Origin of the sequence: Clostridium amylolyticum, from assembly GCF_900142075.1 — a bacterium.
Lineage (GTDB): Bacteria > Bacillota > Clostridia > Clostridiales > Clostridiaceae > Clostridium_AA > Clostridium_AA amylolyticum.
Genome location: NZ_FQZO01000001.1, coordinates 288622 through 307025, shown reverse-complemented (window position 1 = coordinate 307025; position 18404 = coordinate 288622). Strand labels below are relative to the sequence as shown.

The 18404-nt window shown below is 33.5% G+C and carries 19 protein-coding genes; 3 read left to right on the top strand and 16 right to left on the bottom strand.

The features are described from left to right. From BUA82_RS01555 to BUA82_RS01530, 6 genes are all read right to left on the bottom strand, one after another. Window positions 1–186: a cysteine-rich KTR domain-containing protein gene (locus tag BUA82_RS01555; protein ID WP_073003981.1), complete on the bottom strand. Its 186-nt coding sequence runs from the start codon at window positions 184–186 to the stop codon at window positions 1–3. 24 nt (window positions 187–210) lie between these two features. Next, window positions 211–561: a DUF1048 domain-containing protein gene (locus BUA82_RS01550; RefSeq protein ID WP_073003978.1), complete on the bottom strand. Its 351-nt coding sequence runs from the start codon at window positions 559–561 to the stop codon at window positions 211–213. Window positions 562–576: 15 nt separating this feature from the next. Beyond that, complete coding sequence (locus BUA82_RS01545; protein WP_073003976.1) at window positions 577–924, bottom strand: DUF1048 domain-containing protein; 348 nt, start codon at window positions 922–924, stop codon at window positions 577–579. Continuing rightward, entirely contained in the window at window positions 924–1247 is a 324-nt protein-coding gene (locus BUA82_RS01540; RefSeq protein WP_073003974.1) for a PadR family transcriptional regulator, read from the bottom strand. The genes BUA82_RS01545 and BUA82_RS01540 overlap by 1 nt, the downstream gene beginning before the upstream one ends. Window positions 1248–1649: 402 nt before the next feature. Continuing rightward, window positions 1650–2366: a permease gene (locus tag BUA82_RS01535; protein WP_143148546.1), complete on the bottom strand. Its 717-nt coding sequence runs from the start codon at window positions 2364–2366 to the stop codon at window positions 1650–1652. Next, window positions 2363–2845, bottom strand: a complete 483-nt coding sequence (locus BUA82_RS01530; protein WP_073003971.1) for a permease — start codon at window positions 2843–2845, stop codon at window positions 2363–2365. Before BUA82_RS01530 ends, BUA82_RS01535 begins: the two co-directional genes overlap by 4 nt. Before the next feature lie 107 nt (window positions 2846–2952). On the opposite strand from BUA82_RS01530, the gene BUA82_RS01525 reads away from it, so the two are divergent. Together BUA82_RS01525 and BUA82_RS01520 are read left to right on the top strand one after the other, a co-directional pair. Beyond that, window positions 2953–3570, top strand: coding sequence for a Crp/Fnr family transcriptional regulator (locus BUA82_RS01525; protein WP_073003969.1), 618 nt, complete (start codon window positions 2953–2955; stop codon window positions 3568–3570). A gap of 186 nt (window positions 3571–3756) precedes the next feature. Continuing rightward, window positions 3757–4197, top strand: a complete 441-nt coding sequence (locus tag BUA82_RS01520) for a GNAT family N-acetyltransferase (RefSeq protein ID WP_073003966.1) — start codon at window positions 3757–3759, stop codon at window positions 4195–4197. 337 nt (window positions 4198–4534) lie between these two features. On the opposite strand, the gene BUA82_RS01510 is transcribed toward BUA82_RS01520, so the two are convergent. The 7 genes from BUA82_RS01510 to BUA82_RS01480 all read right to left on the bottom strand — a co-directional run bounded on the left by BUA82_RS01510 (window position 4535) and on the right by BUA82_RS01480 (window position 12280). After that, complete coding sequence (locus BUA82_RS01510; RefSeq protein WP_073003960.1) at window positions 4535–5284, bottom strand: ABC transporter ATP-binding protein; 750 nt, start codon at window positions 5282–5284, stop codon at window positions 4535–4537. 12 nt (window positions 5285–5296) lie between these two features. Further along, on the bottom strand, window positions 5297–7651 hold the full coding sequence (locus tag BUA82_RS01505; RefSeq protein WP_073003958.1) for an ABC transporter permease: 2355 nt from the start codon (window positions 7649–7651) through the stop codon (window positions 5297–5299). A 60-nt stretch (window positions 7652–7711) separates the two neighbouring features. Continuing rightward, window positions 7712–8338: a TetR/AcrR family transcriptional regulator gene (locus BUA82_RS01500; protein ID WP_073003957.1), complete on the bottom strand. Its 627-nt coding sequence runs from the start codon at window positions 8336–8338 to the stop codon at window positions 7712–7714. A gap of 336 nt (window positions 8339–8674) precedes the next feature. Continuing rightward, window positions 8675–9016 carry a hypothetical protein gene (locus tag BUA82_RS01495; protein ID WP_073003956.1) on the bottom strand — a complete coding sequence of 114 codons (342 nt, stop codon included), beginning with the start codon at window positions 9014–9016 and terminating at the stop codon, window positions 8675–8677. Between the two features lie 1118 nt (window positions 9017–10134). Then, a complete protein-coding gene (locus BUA82_RS01490; protein ID WP_073003955.1) occupies window positions 10135–10695 on the bottom strand; it encodes a pyridoxamine 5'-phosphate oxidase family protein in 561 nt (186 codons plus the stop codon). Between the two features lie 47 nt (window positions 10696–10742). Continuing rightward, entirely contained in the window at window positions 10743–11564 is an 822-nt protein-coding gene (locus BUA82_RS01485; protein WP_073003954.1) for a pyridoxamine kinase, read from the bottom strand. 254 nt (window positions 11565–11818) lie between these two features. Next, complete coding sequence (locus BUA82_RS01480) at window positions 11819–12280, bottom strand: pyridoxamine 5'-phosphate oxidase family protein (RefSeq protein WP_073003953.1); 462 nt, start codon at window positions 12278–12280, stop codon at window positions 11819–11821. Between the two features lie 287 nt (window positions 12281–12567). Here BUA82_RS01480 and BUA82_RS01470 point away from each other — a divergent pair. Beyond that, window positions 12568–13712, top strand: a protein-coding gene (locus tag BUA82_RS01470; protein WP_242948906.1) for an IS3 family transposase whose coding sequence is annotated in 2 segments (ribosomal slippage) — window positions 12568–12814 and window positions 12814–13712 — 1146 coding nt in all. Because the reading frame shifts where the segments join, the coding sequence is not laid out codon by codon here. A gap of 42 nt (window positions 13713–13754) precedes the next feature. Here BUA82_RS01470 and BUA82_RS01465 read toward each other — a convergent pair. From BUA82_RS01465 to BUA82_RS01455, 3 genes are all read right to left on the bottom strand, one after another. Next, window positions 13755–14576, bottom strand: a complete 822-nt coding sequence (locus BUA82_RS01465; RefSeq protein WP_073003950.1) for an abortive infection family protein — start codon at window positions 14574–14576, stop codon at window positions 13755–13757. A 214-nt stretch (window positions 14577–14790) separates the two neighbouring features. Then, the gene (gene rlmD, locus BUA82_RS01460) at window positions 14791–16131 is read right to left on the bottom strand and encodes a 23S rRNA (uracil(1939)-C(5))-methyltransferase RlmD (protein ID WP_073003949.1); all 1341 of its coding nucleotides are present in this window, start codon (window positions 16129–16131) and stop codon (window positions 14791–14793) included. 248 nt (window positions 16132–16379) lie between these two features. Then, window positions 16380–18263, bottom strand: a complete 1884-nt coding sequence (locus BUA82_RS01455) for an acyltransferase family protein (protein WP_073005087.1) — start codon at window positions 18261–18263, stop codon at window positions 16380–16382. Window positions 18264–18404 lie beyond the last annotated feature (141 nt).

Below are 18404 nucleotides of genomic sequence, written 5' to 3'. Positions count from 1 at the left end.
TCAGCTCTGCGTCATAGCGTCTGGCTCTTTAATAACTGATATATTCAGTTCTTTTACATTGATTATCGTTTCCTGTTTACACTTGGGACAAAATAGAGGAAAGTTTTCAAGCACCGTATCAACACCTATCTTGACCCGTGTTTTGCTTCTACAGACCGGGCATAATATCCACTCGTATTTACACACTCTACCATCCCCTTACTTGAAGTTTTACTTTGTTTTATCCGTAACCTTTTTCATGGCCTTGTTAACTTCTTTGTCAATAGATTCCTGATAGATGTCAGCATAAGTTTTTGAATCTTTGATAATTTCGTCGCAGAAAGCCGCCACGTCACTGCCTGTCACTTCCAGCGCGCCTTTCCCTAAAGAAGCCCCCTCTTCAAAAAGATCCACAATTCCTGAGAGCAACCCTATCCCGTCTATTAGCTCAATAGGTCCCACCTTATAGAGATATTTTTGAATCTCTTTATAAACAATCTGATAATCTTTCGGTAGCTCTTTAACACGCGCTACGTGCGCTCGCCATTCTTTTTTGCCTTCGATGATATCTTGTATCCTCATTTTATTCACCTGCCCCTATTTACCTAATTTTTTAGTGATATTATTGTTGAGCTGCTTTCGCCACTTGTCGCGAAAAGACTTTGCCCCTTCTTCTCCGACCAGCTCTGAACAGAAGCCTTTGATATCGTCACCCAAAACCTCTTGTACACTCTGACCGTCCGCAGCCCTTTCTTCAAGCAGGCCAAGAACACCGTCAAGTATTGGCATAAGGTTGCGACCGGTTAAATCTGAGTGTGGCCAAAGATTCTCTTTAATTTTTTCCCATGTCGCTTGATATTCAGCTGGCAGCTTTTTGGCGCGGGCTTCAAAAGTTTTCATTTCTTTAGTCATATCGCTACCCGTAATTTTTTCCCAAAAATTCATTATTTCATCTCCTTTAACTCATTTATTTTTGATGATACGAACTCCCATCTTTCCCAAAACTTCCGCAGCTCCTCACGCCCCGCGTCGTTGAGCGTAAAAAACTTTCGCGGTGGTCCCATATCGGATGGCTTTTTTGTAATTTCCACCAGTTTATTTTTCTCTAGCCGCACCAAAATGGTATAAACAGTTCCATCCACAACGTCCGAAAATCCCAGGGCGTTCAGCCTCCTAGTAATCTCGTACCCATATATTTCCTCATGGCTGATAATTTCAAGAACACAGCCTTCCAGCACGCCTTTGAGCATTTCCGTAAGGTTCTCCAACGTAACTCCTCCTTGCTATTCTGTATGACCGATATTCAGTATCACTTACTACCACTATATAGTATCACTCAGTAGTAGCTGTGTCAATATGCTATTTTTATTTTTTTACGTTTATTTTTACAAGCATGATATAAAATAATACTAAGGTTGAAAACAATCAACTTATAATAGTGCCAGTAGAAGCTAAGCTCAAATAAGAGCACCTTTTTACTTGATAAGCCACTGACATCACTAAATATGACCCCTAAAACAAAATTCCCCCAAACTCTTCAGTCTGAGGGAACATAGAACACACTTCTATATTCAGTTAAATTAGATATAGTAGATTGATAAAATACCAATATAACTTAATGGGACAGAATAGAAGATGCCATCAGCCCTGTCGGCCAATGGCATCTTCCCTTAGTTATATTCAATTGCCTTAACAGGACAGGCTTGAATGACAGTTTGCAAAAGCCCCATATCAAGATCTGTATATTCCTTTACACAGGCTTTTTTGCCGTCCATCTCAAACAATACGGAATATTTCTTGCTGCAAACAGTACATCCCATACACGCATTTTTGTTAATTGAAATACCTTGTGTGGGCGCTGTTTTTTCATTGGGCAGATCCTCATCTTTTACAATTTTTGCGGTAATCCATGAAAAAGTCAGAATTGCAATAATGGTAAGCGCCCAGCGAACAAGCATAAACTTCATTCCTAAAAACTTTGCCTCATTAAGAAGCATCGGGATTTTTACAACTGCCCATGAACTTAAAATAATAACAATGTTTTTAATGGACGCCCCTTTTTTGTGAAGCATTACACAAAAAGGAAACGCTGCGTAAATAGGTCCTGCTGAAATACTGCCCAGCACAAAGGACAAAACAACCCCCTTTGCTTTAGCATTTTTCCCTAAGTATTTTATAATAGCATCCTTGGAGACCCACGAATCGAGCAAGGCTGTCAAAACAAAAATTACCGGCATAATCATCAGCATTTCCTTGATATAGTACCCACTGTTCTTGACTCCTTGCAATCCCAACTGCGGATTTATAAGAGTAAGTACCAGATACGAAAGTATCACTACCACCAAAAACAAATTATTTTTTACAAATTTGTAGGCTTTGCTCATCATAGAATCACCCCCATAGCTACTGCAATTACAATGGCAAATACAAAGCTAAGCACATTGCGAGTAATGGTAAACTTTGTGCCAAACTCCTTTTTTTCAAGAGGAAAAGTTGCAATGCCAACCATAGTCAGAGTGGTAAGAAAGGCTACAGACGGCATAATTCCAACACCTGCACCTGCTAATGTACCAATCAGCGGAAAAGCAATAAACGCTGGAATGAGCGTAATTGTACCAAAAGCTGCAGCTGTAATGGTAGCAACGTATACATTTTGTTTGCTTATAATATCAGCGATTTGCTCTGGCGGTAATAGTGCAAGTATTAAGCCAATTGCAAAGATGACGCCAAATATAGAAAGCGCCATACCCTTGCCCATAAAAAATGCTTTTTTCAGTGCCTCTTTTGTTTTTTCTCTGTCCTTAATAAAAGAAAAAATCAATAATCCAATGGTAATTACCCAAATGGCAATGGTAAAAACATCCATATATCTACCTCTTTTCTCAGTGTTGTTTTTATCATAGCAAAACATAGTATTTGACAATAGACACCTATGTTTCTTTTTACTATAATAATTATTGAGGTGAATATGGAGTGATTGATATAAACTTTTTTGACGGAGTAAGTCCGTCTATATTGGAGCAGGTTTGCTTTACATCAAAGAAATACGCAAAGGGAGCAACCGTTCACACACAGGGAAAATCATGCCTAACTATGGACATTGTGTTATCCGGTAGTTTAATCGCCTATGCACTGTCACAAAATGGTTCGGAAAATGTGCTGTTTGAATTTCAGAAAAATAGCATTATTGGTGCAAACTTGCTGTTTGGCAATGCTAATTGCTATCCTATGAATATTTACTGTTCATCAGACTGTGAACTCCTTCATATTAAAAAAGAGGATGTGCTACTGCTTCTCCACGATTATAGGTTCACCATAAAATTTATAAAAAGCATTTCATTAAACTCACAGGGGATGAATAAAAAAATAGCCATGTATACACAAAAATCACTGCGAGAAAACCTACTGGATTACCTATCTGCACTGTCTGTAGAGCAAAAAAGCACAGTTGTTACTTTGCCAATCAGCAAGAAACAGCTTGCAGATTATCTTGGTGTGCAGCGCCCCTCTCTTTTCAGGGAACTAAAAAGAATGAAGGATGAGGGTGTGATTGAGACTGATAACAGAATTATTAAAATACTTGATATATAATAAGTTAATTATAGTGCCTTTAATAGATTATCCGTTGCATCTTCGACTCGATACAACGGCTCTTTGTTTCCTATAGACCCAATATAGTCCAGTCAATACTTGCATAAGGGTGGCGGAAAAACTTAGCAGCATGCGGTATTATTTATATTAAACAACCTTGCCTATGTTTAAGAAAGGAGGATTCTTTTGGTAGAATTAAGAACGATTAACGAAGATAATTATGAAGAGTGTTTGAATTTAAGCGCATCTGTTACCAATGCAGACTTTGTAGACCCTGTCGCGTGGTCTTTAGCCGAGGCGTGGGTGTTTTATGATGATTCTCGCCCCTTTGCAATTTATGCCGATGATGTGATGGTGGGCTATGTTTTAATGTATATTGGCGAAGAGAACCATCAAATCATAAATTTCATTATAGATAGCCGTTTTCAGAAAAGAGGCTATGGAGTGGCAGCAGCTAGGCTTTGTGTTGAATATTTGTGTAAAGAGTGCAACGCAAGTAAAATTTCTTTACCAGTTGAGCCGGAAAATATAGTCGCACAAAGGTTATGGAGTCGCGTAGGCTTTGAAATGACAGACGATATGGAGGACGGTTATCTTTTTATGCGGTTATACATACCAAAATATTAAGTTTGCAGTTAGGTGTCGTTCCTAATAAGCGTAACACAACTCACCCCCAAACCGGGAGCATCCACAGAATTGTGTAAATCAATTCTGTGGATGCTCCCTTTCAATTGGAATATTCCCTTGAATGGCAGATAGCAGCAAATGCTAATGATTTCATCGTTCTACCTCCTCTTTTGAAGCCAGTGAAACAAAGGCATTCTCTAGTGTTTTGATATTTGTCTTTTCCATCAATTCTGATACCGTTCCAATTGCCTTTAATTTTCCTTCCAATATGAATTACTTCTAAATTATTATTTAGCAGCAAGTAAATTACTACATAGATTTTCCATCTTATCCTCATCTAGAATCCTTGTTTATCCAACCACTGTGTTAGTTTTTTATCACGAAATGAATTATCTTTGTTTCCATTATATTTTCCTAACTCCAGCTCATCATTGATACTTCCATCCATAATGAAAATCACCCTGCTAGCTCTGGCTGCCACCTTTGCATCATGGGTTACAATTATAACAGTTGTACCTTCTATGTTTATATCATTAATATTGTCCATAACCTCTTTTGTAGTACTACTGTTTAATGACCCTGTAGGCTCATCCCCAAATAAAATATCGGGCTTATTAATAAGTGCTCTACAAATTGCTGCACGTTGCAACTGACCACCTGATACCTTTTTTATGTCATGATCAGCAACACTTATAATTCCTGTCTTTTTCATTATTGATTCAGCATTTTCACTTACCTTTTCTCTGGAATACTTACCTGACTTAAATCCTGGAAGAACTATATTGTCACGAATAGATAAATTTTTTAAAAGGTAGGAATGTTGAAAAATAAAACCCATCCTATTTAATCTTATACTGCTTAATCTTTCTTCATCTACCTTTGAAATATCCTCACCACTTAAGAGCACATTTCCGGAAGTAGGTCTATCCATTCCACTTATATTATATAGCATTGTGGATTTACCTGATCCAGACTGCCCCATGATTGCTACAAACTCACCCTCATTGACCTTAAAATTTATATTATGTAAAACCTGTGTCTCACCAAAGCTTTTACATAAATTCTTTACATCTAAAATGGTTTTCATAGGTCTCTCCTTCTATTCATCAATAATAGAAACAATATTATATTTTTTTATAGTTTTCATTAAAATTGCTGTTGCAATTAGTATCAATCCAATTAATACAACAGGGCACAAGACAAATTCAACTAAAGAATTTGAAATTAATTGAACCTCCCTAATACCTATTTCTGCTATGCTTAAGGCAGCATTGACAATCTTTTCTCCTATTAAATTATTTAATATAATTCCGGACAATATTCCCATTATGGAAACAAGTCCTGTCTTTATCATGTACTGCTGTTTAATATCTCTTTCAGAAAATCCTATAGCTTTTAAAATAGCTATTTCAGACAAGTCCTTTGCAAGGCGTAGCTTTAAAAACATTACCGTTATTATTACAGCTATACTCACTGCAACTATGGCAGTTGAAATAACAATAATTCTAAGCTGTCTTGAAACCCCTCCCAATGTTTGGTTTATAAAATCCTCCATTGGGTCAACATTTATTCCTGCTCCTAAGGTTTCAGACCATTCCTTTGCCTTTTCTTCAATCTTCACCTCATCTTTAAGATTTACTGAAAAAGAATACTTTTCAGAATCTAAACTATGAAAATCATATATGGACTTTGCTGTAAAACCTCCACTGGTAACATCCTGATACACCCCTGATATAGTAAAATTCTTTTTATTGTCGTCAAATATTAGTACGATCTCGTCGCCAGGATTCTTTCCAATCTTACCAGCGTTAAAATAAGATATGGCAATTTCATTTTCTTTTTTAGGAGCAGCTCCACTGAGATATTTTAGTTCATTTCCTGAGTTAACACCACAATCAATATGCAAATTCATAGTCTCATTTTCTGAATCAAAAGTCTGTACGCGTATTCTCCTATATTCATAAAAATGTTTTATTGAATCATCATTTTTTAAAATATTTCTTACATTCTCGTATCCTTCCTCTAACCTTTCTCCATTTTCTACTTCAATAAGTATATCATCTGTAGAACTTCCCATATAAGTTATAAATTCAGGAGATTCAAATGTATTCAATAGATTCACAGGAATAAGGATCATTAATACAGCAATTATTAAGACTGCATAAATGATTATCCAATTCTTAAATTTATAAAATACCTCTCTCACTCCTAAAAGCCAGTTTACAGGTAAGGATTTGGATTTATACAGCCCATCTTTTATGCCTTTTGTAGCTTTATCAAATCCATTTCCCCTTGTGTGTGCATCAACAACGGTTACCTTTTTTAGTTTCTTTAATACACTCTTGCAATAAGCAATTATTAGGAAATAAACAATGAGTCCTACTCCAAGAGATAAAATTGTTGCAAGACTAGATATTTTCATATTTCCAAATGTTATATTAATATGATTTGTAAAAATACCGCTCATAAGAAATGCCAAGATATACCCGATTATCACTCCAGCTATGGCTAATAACCTATATTTATTAAGATAAATGTTTCTAATATCTAAAAATGGAATTCCTATGGCTTTCATCGTTCCTATTTCACGAATTTCTTCCTCTAAAGACGCCATGATTGTAAACCTAACACATATAAATGATACAATGATTAATAGTAAACTTACTAAAAGCATTACAAATACAGTAACTATGTCTGTTAAGGCACTTAAAATAAAAATCATAGCATAAGTTACCGCTTGACCATTTTGAGGTAAATTGGCATTTTCATAAGCTGTTTGTAAGTTAGAAGCTTCACTTATATCCTTAAAGTATGCCTCTATGAGATATTCATTTTCTCCAACTCTGTCTTCAATTTTTCCATAATCTACATCACTTAATAAAAACCTTGTAGAAGATGCCATTGTAGAATTCATCTGAGCATCCAAAACAAATTCAGTTATTACAAATTCCATTGAATTGCCATTAGAATTCAAAATGATTTTGTCACCTATTTCCATATGGTACATTCCCTTTAGAATAACCGGAACCCCTATTTCCCCTTCCTGCAATACTACTTTTTCATGTTTAGAGTTCAAAAGCAAATCCTTTTCTTCGTTTTGCTTTACTAATCCTATGTCCAAACGTGTATCAGACAAATTGAATGTTTTTTCATCATTGTCAACAGTTATATCTTCTCCATATACATTGATCATTTTAATTGTTTGGAAATAAGTAACCCCTGAATAATCAGACATAAACTCATCTATTTGTTCCTGATTGATTTCTCCTTTATGCATCTGTAAAAAATGTGGTGGTTGTGCCGTCTCATATAAGTCAGATATAGATGTAATAGTTTGAACTGCCATAATAGATGATAAAACAGCAAGACATGCAGAAAACATCATAAATAATAGCAGTGCAATGTTAATTATTTTATTTCTCTTAAAATCATTTTTAACTATCAGCCAATTCATCTAATGCTCCCTTCCATTTCATAAACACTAATATTTTCCTTTATGCTAATATTTTTACATTTATACAAAATTCTCTATGAATAACTTCATAAAACAATCTTCAGGTACATTCAACATTTCTTCCAGCATTGATATCATTGCAGCCATAACCCTCATCTGCGAATCAGTATCCAACTCAAAAATTCCTTCATCCGTTAATGATAGTGACGCTACTAGGAAAATTTGCATATACTCTAAGGGATACTTACAACTCCAAACTTTCTTTTCTATTCCTTCTTCAATTACCTTTACCAGTATCGGAGCCATTGTTGTAACTAGTTTATTTAATACTTTTTGGTGTAGCAGAGCATTTTCAACCTTATGCATGCTATCAAGCAAGTCTTTGTCAATTTGGTTAGTTATCTGCATAGCCATAAATACACGCATAAGTTTTTCTACTGGCCTAATATTTTCTATTTGAAGTGCTTCTTCAGCATTATTTCTAACAATATCTGCATATCGCAATACAACTGCATCTAAAACCTCTTCTTTTGATTTAAAATAATGATAAAAAGTACCCTTTGCAATGCCAATTTCTTTAATTATGTCCATGATGGTGCATTTTTCATATCCCTTTATACGAAATAGCCCTTCAGCCGTATCAAGAATCTCTTTTTTCCTTTCATCATGCTCTTTTATAACTCTCATAATTTACTCCATTTCTTTTTTAGACCGACCGTCGGTCTATATATTAATATATATCACGAGCTATTTCATATGTCAACATATTTTTTCAATTTTTAAAAGACATTAGTAAAATAAAAAAGGCCAAGATTCTCTCTTGATCTCTTCATTCTAGTAATATTTATAATAATTTCTCTTCGTCGTACCTCTACCAATATATTTTATATAAATGGTATTAGTATAATATTGTAGACAGAGAAAGCCGAACACTTTAAAATAAAGAAAAGAGAAGGAAGTGTTTATAATGGCAAGGGGTCAAAAACAATATACAGAGTAATTCAAAAACACAATAGTAGAACTTTATAATTCTAGGAAAAGCTTATCATAAATATCAGATAAAATAGGATATTCGCTTATTATTCTATTTAATAGTTCAACTGAAAGATCTTTTATTTTATAAATAGGCTTGTACAATAGTTTTATAAGATATCTACGATCCACTAAATCATATTTATCCATATCGGATTCTATTAATTGCTGAATTAATCTTCTCTTTTTTGTTGCATACATGCGTATTGCTGATGCTGAACCGGAATAACCCTTACTTCTTATATGCTCTTCTACTTTTTTAAAAGTTTGTCCTCTAATTATTAACTCATCTACTATGCTGTGAAAAGGTTCTAACGCACAGTTTCTAGACACACCATATGATCCATGTATTGCAGATATATTAGGGGTTAAATATCTTCTTTTTTGTTTCTATATCAATCATAACTGTTCCGTATATATGACGCTTTTTCATATTAATCATTAGATTTAGAGTTTAATTATGACATATAAAAATCTGCTTTTCAACTAACTTTGGAAAGAACCCAATTTTCATTGTAAATCAACAAATGCCTCTTCCACAAAGGTTAATGTATACATTCAATTTTAGCGGTTTAGTAGTCATATAAGCAAAATTCCCCTTTAATAGAGTTGGATATGTTTAATTCTAATGTTTGTATTTGACCATCGAAAAACTGCATAGTTGTAAAAAGGAGATTTACTGAACTATCGTACCTGTTAGTTTATAAATGACAGACACTAATAACTTTCGGCTTTCTTAATTTTACCAGATTTTACTTAGCTCGAAAGTGTATCTCCTGAATTTCAATTCATGGTCATACGATTACACGGTAGTGATCGCTTTATATTGTTTTCTAATCATCAATTCCCCTAACCTTTGGACAATCAATTTTTAGGTTTCTAACTATTATAATATCTGTATGAGGCACATTACATCTCGTGGTTAGCTTGCCTTATTTGTCCTTCCCACCACAATTCGTCATCAGAACTATTCTCTCCTCATACCTTGAGGTGACAATAAAGATGTCGTAAGGATCCAGTGATTCATTGGTGGAAGTGTATGTTTTCAAAACATAATTTCCTTTCGTTCACTTTATTATACTCTTATTCTTTATATTTTATTTTGTAAATTTTAAAAAGCTCCTATCTCTTTGCAAAATGCAAAGGGACGAAAGCTTCATGTTACCACTCCAATTTTATATAGACCTTACGGTATGTACCTCATCAAGTATGCTGGAAATAATCCATAAACATTTTATAACTATAACGTGCATCTACGTGGATATCTAAGATAGATTCGATCTCCCAACTTTAAGACAATGTTCGGCTTGCTATCCCTTGCTCAATCTCACCAACTTTAGCTCTCTGCATAAGTATTCCTAAGCTCACTCTTCTTTTCTAAGTTTTTATTCTTTCTAATATTAATTATCTATGCACTTTTCCAAAGTCACTTCATCATAGAAATCCAAATTTTATTTCATTCTCCCATATTTCATCTCTTTGCCTTGTTTGTCATATCTCTTTCTTTTAGATTTTATTTCTTCCATGCGGATTCTATATATATTCGTTCTTTTTAATCCAGCCTTAATTGCCATATCAAAATACTTCATCTTTGTCGGGATATATTTTTCACATATAAGCCTCATGGCTTTGATTCTTTCTTCCTCATCTTCAACTATTTCGACTTTGCCTTTTATTACTGCTGATTCATATTCAGTAGTAAATACACTGCTAATCAATAATATAGCTTTAGATTCATCAGATGCTATTTCTTTTAATTCCTCTTCAGTAAAGTTATCTGGAATTCTTATCTCCCCTACAAATGCTACACTGACACTCGGATTATTTGTCAATGTACATACCTTTCTTCCATCCTTAGCTGAATGGAAGTAAAGATTTTCTTCATGTCTTACTATGGACAGAGGTATCCCATATGGTTCATCACCATCTATCATTGAGAGTATTCCGTATCTAGCCTTATCTATTACATAGTACCCAAAGTCCCTACCCATTTCTCTATCTTTTCTTCTCATGTTTATGAACTCCTTTTTACTATTTATTCTTCAAAGAATTAGATTATTTATATATCCATTTTATCAAGCCAAGCTTCTATTGGTATCCCTTTGAATTTATCTACATTATCCTTACTCAGTATTATAATATCCTTTACGTAATCCATAGCTTTTTGTACAGAGTCCTGTAAAGGTGCTCCCAAAAGCACTTTTCCCATCATTACTGATGAAAATACATCTCCCGTTCCTGGAAATCTGACTGCCACATACTCAAATGACAGGCTAAAATATGTATCTTCTTTGGAATCGTAGCCCAATACAGCAGTATTATCCTTAAGATTTACACTTGTAATTACAATAGATTTAGAGCCTAATTCTCTTAATCTATCTATTAATTCATATCCTTCTTCCAATGATATTCCTTCATTTTTAATATCTACACCTGCTAAAAATGCTGCTTCTGTATAATTAGGAAGGATATAATCTGCAACTGAACAGAGTTGTCTCATGTATTCTATAGTTTGATTAGTTACTCCATTATATAACTTCCCGTCATCCCCCATAATAGGGTCTACAAATACTATGGTGCCCTTCTGGGATTGTTCTTGACAATAATCTGCTACAAGTCTTACCTGTTCCTCAGACATAATAAAGCCTGTTGAAATCCCATCAAAGTTAAATCCTAGCTCTTTCCATACAGATATTGTGTTTTTCATATATTCAGTTGTTTCCAATACTTCAAATTTTCCATAATCAAATGTGTTTGAAATCAATGCTGTGGGTAGATTATATAGATCAAAACCCATATGGGATAGTACGGGAATCATCGCAGCTAGTGCCACCTTCCCATAACCTGGCAAATCATTTATCAATAATATCTTGTCACTCAAATTATCCCTCTTTTCATACTGGTATAAAAGTTAGCTAATTAAATACTAATTCAGAACCCCGCTATCTCAGCATCAAGCTATCCTTGACATAGACCCTTACCAACTTGCTGATTTCTTTATATTGAATAATACATTTACATCTTGAAATATATATCATGCTCATTTGTATGCTTTTTCCCTTTATTAATGGTGTTCTGTCATCTTTATTAAAACTATACTTATAATGTTGATATTTACTCCCTCAAAATATCTTTTTAATTATAGTATTTTCCCGTTACCTCTAAAATATTAATCTGTATTACAGCAGTACCTTTAATCATAGGTTCAGGAAGTATCAAATCTGCTAAATGTGGAGTATACTTCTGAACTATATTTTGCAATCCTATTCTTTTTGCCTCTATATCCTCAACCAAAGTAGCATTTCCTGTTATAATTACACTTTCATATTCTGTATTGGTGTCACAGACCGCACCATTTGGGTCTAGAAGAAATCCCTGCATATCATAAGCTAAAAATCCAATCTTGTCATTGCGAATGCTATTGTCAATCTTTTGCCCTTTTGGTAACCCATGAATGTATATTTGGTTATCCATATAGACAAAATGAACTGGGGTAGTATAAGGGGTACCGTCTGTATTAATAGTGGAAAAACTTCCTGTTTGTACCCTAAGTAACAAGTTCTTAATTTTTTCATCTGTTAATTGGTGTGTTTTCATTCTATATTACATCAAATTCCCTCCATATACTTTCTTTTACTTATAAGTATATTTTAAAATTGTTCCCGTATCAATGGACGGTTATTAACTTTTTTTAGGACACAGTTCTACTTCATAAACATAAAGAAGATGTAAATGCAAAGACTTACCTTAGCGATATACAGTCTTTTATTGTGGCAGTGTAACCTATCCAGATTATTTATTTTTTATGTCTGGTGTTAGTATAATATTGTAGACATAGAAAGCCGAACACTTTAAAATAAAGAAAAGAGAAGGAAGTGTTTATAATGGCAAGGGGTCAAAAACAATATACAGAGGAATTCAAAAACACAATAGTAGAGCTTTATAATTCTGGAAAAAGCTTAGCAGAATTAAGTAGTGAGTATGCCCTATCAAAATCAACAATATCAGGCTGGGTAAAGAAGAAAAAGTCAGTGACCCTGGATAAAAACACAACTATAACAGCTGAAGAGTATCAAGCAATGCAAAAGAAGAATAAGCAACTTGAAGAGGAGCTAGAAATATTAAAAAAAGCTATGGGCATATTCGCAAGGAAGTAACTACTGTATTTGAATTCATTACTAACAACAAGAAATATCATGATATTAAGCTTATGTGTAAAGTTTTAAAGGTTTCAAGAAGTTCTTACTATAAATATCTCCATAAGAAACCTAGTAATAGATTATTAGAAAATCAAAAGATTGAAAAAGAAATACTAAAAATCCATAAAGACAGTAAAAACAATTATGGAGCAATTAAAATAAATAAAGAGTTAAAAGCAAAAGGGATAATTATTAGCATAAAGAAAACTCAACGTTTAATGAGTAAATTGGGGATAAAATCTATAATAATAAAAAAGTACAGGCCTGCATCATCTAAAAAGAGAATAGAAGCTCAAGAAAACGTTTTAAAGAGAGACTTTAGTGCTACTACTATTAATGAGAAATGGGTAACAGACATCACTTATATTCACACAATTAAAGACGGATGGTGCTATTTAGCCTCAGTTATGGATCTATATAGTAGAAAAATAATTGGCTATGCTATGTGTAAATCTATTGATACAGCACTGGCTCTCCAAGCTGTAAAAAACGCTATAAAGCTCCAGAAACCAACTAAGCCTCTAATTCTACATAGTGATTTAGGCTGTCAGTATACAAGCTCTGCTTTTAAAGACTATATAGAGAGTACTAAACTAATTACACATTCTTTTATTGGTAAGGGTTGTCCCTATGATAATGCCTGTATCGGGTCTTTCCATGCCTCTTTAAAAAAGGAAGCCGTGCATCTTGTTAAGTATTTTGATTATGATGCTGCAAGACTTGCTATATTTGAGTACATAGAAGCCTGGTATAACAGAAAAAGGATAAATGGTGGTATTGGATATTTAACTCCCCAAAAATGCGAAGATTTGGCTAGAAAAATCTCATAAAAAGTTCAACTTTTTGTGTCTAATATATTGACATTGGTCCAACTATTCACTTTTACTTCTTTGATAATTATAAGAACCAATAATAAAGCTAGTGAATGTCATAGCACAATTAACTGCTAAAACAGCATGATGTTTATCAGGTTTATATTCTGGTGCATGCGAGTCACTAGCTTTTGTTCTTAAGCTAGCAACTCCTATAACAATACTATTTAATCCTGATAATATTTGTTTTAATGGCGTAGCTAATCCTTGTTTGCCTGCATCAAAACTTATTAATTTGCTAACTCTTTTATAAAGCTTTGACATGTCACCATTATTTTCTCCTCTTTGGCCTGTTATTTCTTTTTCTATAGATAATAAAACTTCCTCAACCATACTTCTAGCATTAGTTATTGCTCCATAAAAATCTTTTTCGGATATTTTTCTATTGCATTTATCAACTTGTTCATTTAAAAATTCTGATGATAACACATTTAATTCTTCCTTGCTTACACTTACTGCACTACCATTTATCTTCGCTATTGAATATTTTCCATTTTTCAACTCAATTATTTTATAGCTCTCTATCTCCAAAAATGAATTAATATAATTCATTACTTGAATAGGTGTACCTTCTGCATCTAAATATCTTATAGGTGCTAGCAATTCATTTATTAATTCATTAAATTTATTATTTTCAATTAGTGTCTTTGCTTTTTCTTCAGCATACATATATCTCGTTGGAAATCCTCTATCATACTTATCATCAAAACCTAATTCACCAAAAAAATCTACTAACATTGGGCCACTTAAATACAATCCCGGACCTTCATCTCCACATATTGTCTTTCCTAATTTTTTATATATAAGATTTTTAAACTTCATAAATTATTACTCCCCCAAAATACATTAATATCATCACACATTATAACATATTTTAGTAATATATACATTTTTGTGATAAGCAAAGCCCTCAAGTGCATCTTCTACACTCAAGGGCTCTACCCAACCATATATTCTTTTATCCCTGTTTCCTAACCCCGTATTAAGAAACATATCCAATTTAAGCCATTCTCTAACGCCAGCTATACCAATGCTTCTAATGGTGTTTCCTTTTAAGCCTTACTACCGTCTCCACGTGCCAAGTCTGTGGAAACATATCCACCGGCTGTATTTCCTTAAGCACATAACCATGCCTTGTTAAATATCTTAAATCCCTCTCCTGAGTTATTGGATTACAGGATATGTAGATCACTTGCTTAGGAGCTAGGCGTATTAAGGAAGAAAGGAATTTTTCATCGCTGCCGCTTCTAGGGGGATCCATGAATACTGTGTGGATTTTTTCCTTTGTCTTTGATAGGCCTACCATGTAGTCTCCTGCATCGTCGTTGTAGAAGTAGGTGTTGGTTATGTTGTTGCGTTTTGAATTTTTTATTGCGTCTTTTACGGCGTCTTTGTTTAGTTCCACACCTATGACATTTTTTGCTTTTTTACTGGCTATAAGAGATATGGTGCCTATGCCGCAATAGGCATCTAACACTACTTCCTTCCCTGTGAGCTTAGCCATATCTATGGCTTTATTGTACAGCACCTCTGTTTGTATGGGGTTAATTTGATAAAAAGATTTAGGGGATATTTGGAATGTGCAGCCGCATAGGGTATCTTCAATGTAGCCTTTGCCGTAGAGCACCTTTTCAGTGTTTCCCAAAACTACGCTGGTTTTGCGGTTGTTTATATTCATAACTATAGTAGTTATCTCTGGATGCTTTTGCAGTAAGGCATTTTTAAAGTTATTTTTTGATGGAAACACTTGGGATGAGACTATGAGGACAACCATTATTTCATTGGTGGAGAATCCTCTCTTTATTAAAATGTGACGCAAGAAGCCTCGTCCTGTATCCTCTTCATAGGGCTTCATTTTAAAATCCTTCATCAATTCTAAAATAGATGCTATTATTTTATCTCCTTGGCTGTCTTGTATAATGCATTTGTCTATATTAATTACATTATGGGTATTTTCTTCATAAATCCCTGATATGATCTTACCTTTTCCATCGTAGGCTACTGTAGAGTGGATTTTGTTTCTATAAAAGTATGGTTCCTTCATCCCCAATATGTCATTTACTTTATGGTATCTTCCCAGTAGCTTTGAGACGCTGTTTTGCTTAAATTCCAGCTGTGCTTTATAAGACATATGCTGAAGGTGACAGCCTCCACACTTGTAGAAATAAGGACACTTGGGTTTCACTCTGTTTTTCGATGGTTCTTCTATGTTAATGACCTTAGCATTTATAAAGTTTCTTTTTTGAATCACTTCTACTAAGGCGTTCTCCTGCTCCATTAAATAAGGAACATATATCTCTTTACCTTTAAATTTTATTATGCCTTTTCCTTCTTCATTCATGCCTAAACACTTTACTTTTACTTTTTCATTGGTCATTTTCACACCTCTATGTATATAAAATATAGTTATTCTCAAGGCTGGTTAAATATTTTTCAGTTAATCCAATGGATTATAAACATCTCTTATATTTTAAGGTAATAAAAAATAATTGCAATAGATTTCTCTACTACAATTATTTTATACTATATAATCCATTTAACAACACCTTAAGACAATATCTTTCCTTCAGCTCCAGGCGACTAATATTCTATGAGCCTCTGGACTTCTATGGTTAAATATCATTATTATATCTTCAGTTTTTCACTAATAAGCCTTACTAAGGCTTCTGCTCCCTTAGGTACTAAATGTACACCGTCTGGCTCAAAGTACCCAGGATTTTTTAAAGCTGTAGAATACCAGTCAATCAAGGTTATATTTTCTCCTTCCTCAGCTTTTTCTTTTAAAAGTTTATTTACCTTACTTTCCCAAGAGATGGGTGCACGGGTATTTACTAAAAAGATATGTGCCTTTGAGAAAGAATTAAGCAATTCATCAATTTGCTTTTTTGTAAAGTAGCCGTTTGTTCCTAGTTCGATGATAACCGCTTTATCAGAAGCATTAAATGCAGAGTACTTTGAAGCTAAAGTTATAGCTTCCGACATTTGCCTTCCAATTTTCCCGTCAATGACAATATTTTTATACTTTTTTTTAAGGCTTGGAGTAATATCTAACATAATGGAATCACCAATAGCCAATATTCCTTTATAAGCTTTAACAGCTGCTGGTGAGCTTTCTTCATTATTTTTATTAGGATTTTCTGAATTTTGTTTATTAAAATTCACTTCGCTATTATTACTAGAGCTCAATTTATTATCTTTATCAGGTAAATTCATATCTTTTTCATCAGAACTTATATTTGAATCTTTGTTTTCAGAAATCTCTTTTGTAGTTATTTCAGATGAATGCGCCTTTGCATTTTCTAAGTTTGATTTTATTTTTACAATACTATTAATGCCAATAGTAAGAGACATAATCACTAGAATGGATACTATAATTGAAGTTCCTTTAGCAATCTTTGAGGATTTCCTTTCAAAATAATTAGCAGCTAAGTGATTATAGTATCCTCGTAATCCAAATTTTTTTATTGGAACCTCTATAAAGCGATATGAAAGTTCTGCCAAAATACATGTAATAGTCAGCTGAAAAAACACACGTAAGTATGATGGATTCCCTATTTCATAAACAGGAGTACTTAAAACCATAATAGGATAATGCCAAAGATATATTTCATAGGATCTTGTCCCAATCCATTTCAGAGGTCCCCATGAAAGCAGGTGACCTAAAATCCCTTTTGGATAAGAAATACATTCTATAAGTAGAGCAGTGTTTAGACTAAAGAAAAACAATCCACCTCTATACAAAAACTCATTATACTCATCTATAAATACAGCACTAACAATAAAGATAGAAAAAGTAATGATACTTATGAAGTTTATCCGCTTTTTATGCTTTATAGAAGCTTTCTTAGCAAAAGTTTTTTTGTTTGCCAAAGCTAATGCTAAAAAGCTTCCTATTAATAATTCAAAAGCACGGGTATCTGTGCCATAGTATACACGGCTTGGATCAACAGTGGGCTTATAAAGTATCCCCATCAAAGTTGCTGAAAGTAAAGCTCCCATAAAAATCATATTTGAAAGCTTACGAGTATTCTTAGTAATTTTTAACCCTATTATAAGTATAAATGGCCATATAATATAGAATTGTTCTTGCACTGCCAAAAACCAAAGATGTTTCAAAGGAGATGGCGAGCCAAAGCTATCAAAGTAAGAAAGCTTATGAAAAATAAACCACCAATTAGTTGTATATGTAATAGAAGATATTGCATCACCTATGAGATTATTCAAAAGTCTACGGTTAAAAATCAATACCCATAAAACTGTAACTATAATCATTATAAAAGCAGAAGGTAATATTCTGCCAAGACGATTCTTCCAAAAAGTTTTCAATTTAAATTTTTCCTGGGATAATAAAATCTTAGAAGTTACTAAATAACCAGATAATACAAAAAATATATCAACTCCTAAGAAACCTCCCTTAGCCCAGCTAAAGGTGAAATGATAAAAAACTACAAATAAAATTGCAATGGCACGAAGCCCATCTAAGCCTGATATATAACGACGATTGTGCATAGTATTCAATGTAAACTTCTCCTTCTCCTCCTTATTTTAAAACTAATATTAGTTATAATTTCTAAATTAATTATACTAGCTTATGGAGTAGAAGAGGTTTCGACAAGGTTGTGTAAAGTTTACAATTTAGTAACAAATATA

What these genes read in the sequence shown, in the direction of transcription:
- BUA82_RS01490 (WP_073003955.1), bottom strand. Translation starts at nt 10,695, where the DNA reads ATGAGAAGAAAAGATAGAGAAATGGGTAGGGACTTTGGGTACTATGTA.
- rlmD (WP_073003949.1), bottom strand. Translation starts at nt 16,131, where the DNA reads ATGACCAATGAAAAAGTAAAAGTAAAGTGTTTAGGCATGAATGAAGAA.
- BUA82_RS01535 (WP_143148546.1), bottom strand. Translation starts at nt 2,366, where the DNA reads ATGATGAGCAAAGCCTACAAATTTGTAAAAAATAATTTGTTTTTGGTG.
- BUA82_RS01510 (WP_073003960.1), bottom strand. Translation starts at nt 5,284, where the DNA reads ATGAAAACCATTTTAGATGTAAAGAATTTATGTAAAAGCTTTGGTGAG.
- BUA82_RS01455 (WP_073005087.1), bottom strand. Translation starts at nt 18,263, where the DNA reads ATGCACAATCGTCGTTATATATCAGGCTTAGATGGGCTTCGTGCCATT.
- BUA82_RS01505 (WP_073003958.1), bottom strand. Translation starts at nt 7,651, where the DNA reads ATGAATTGGCTGATAGTTAAAAATGATTTTAAGAGAAATAAAATAATT.
- BUA82_RS01545 (WP_073003976.1), bottom strand. Translation starts at nt 924, where the DNA reads ATGAATTTTTGGGAAAAAATTACGGGTAGCGATATGACTAAAGAAATG.
- BUA82_RS01465 (WP_073003950.1), bottom strand. Translation starts at nt 14,576, where the DNA reads ATGAAGTTTAAAAATCTTATATATAAAAAATTAGGAAAGACAATATGT.
- BUA82_RS01550 (WP_073003978.1), bottom strand. Translation starts at nt 561, where the DNA reads ATGAGGATACAAGATATCATCGAAGGCAAAAAAGAATGGCGAGCGCAC.
- BUA82_RS01500 (WP_073003957.1), bottom strand. Translation starts at nt 8,338, where the DNA reads ATGAGAGTTATAAAAGAGCATGATGAAAGGAAAAAAGAGATTCTTGAT.
- BUA82_RS01480 (WP_073003953.1), bottom strand. Translation starts at nt 12,280, where the DNA reads ATGAAAACACACCAATTAACAGATGAAAAAATTAAGAACTTGTTACTT.
- BUA82_RS01530 (WP_073003971.1), bottom strand. Translation starts at nt 2,845, where the DNA reads ATGGATGTTTTTACCATTGCCATTTGGGTAATTACCATTGGATTATTG.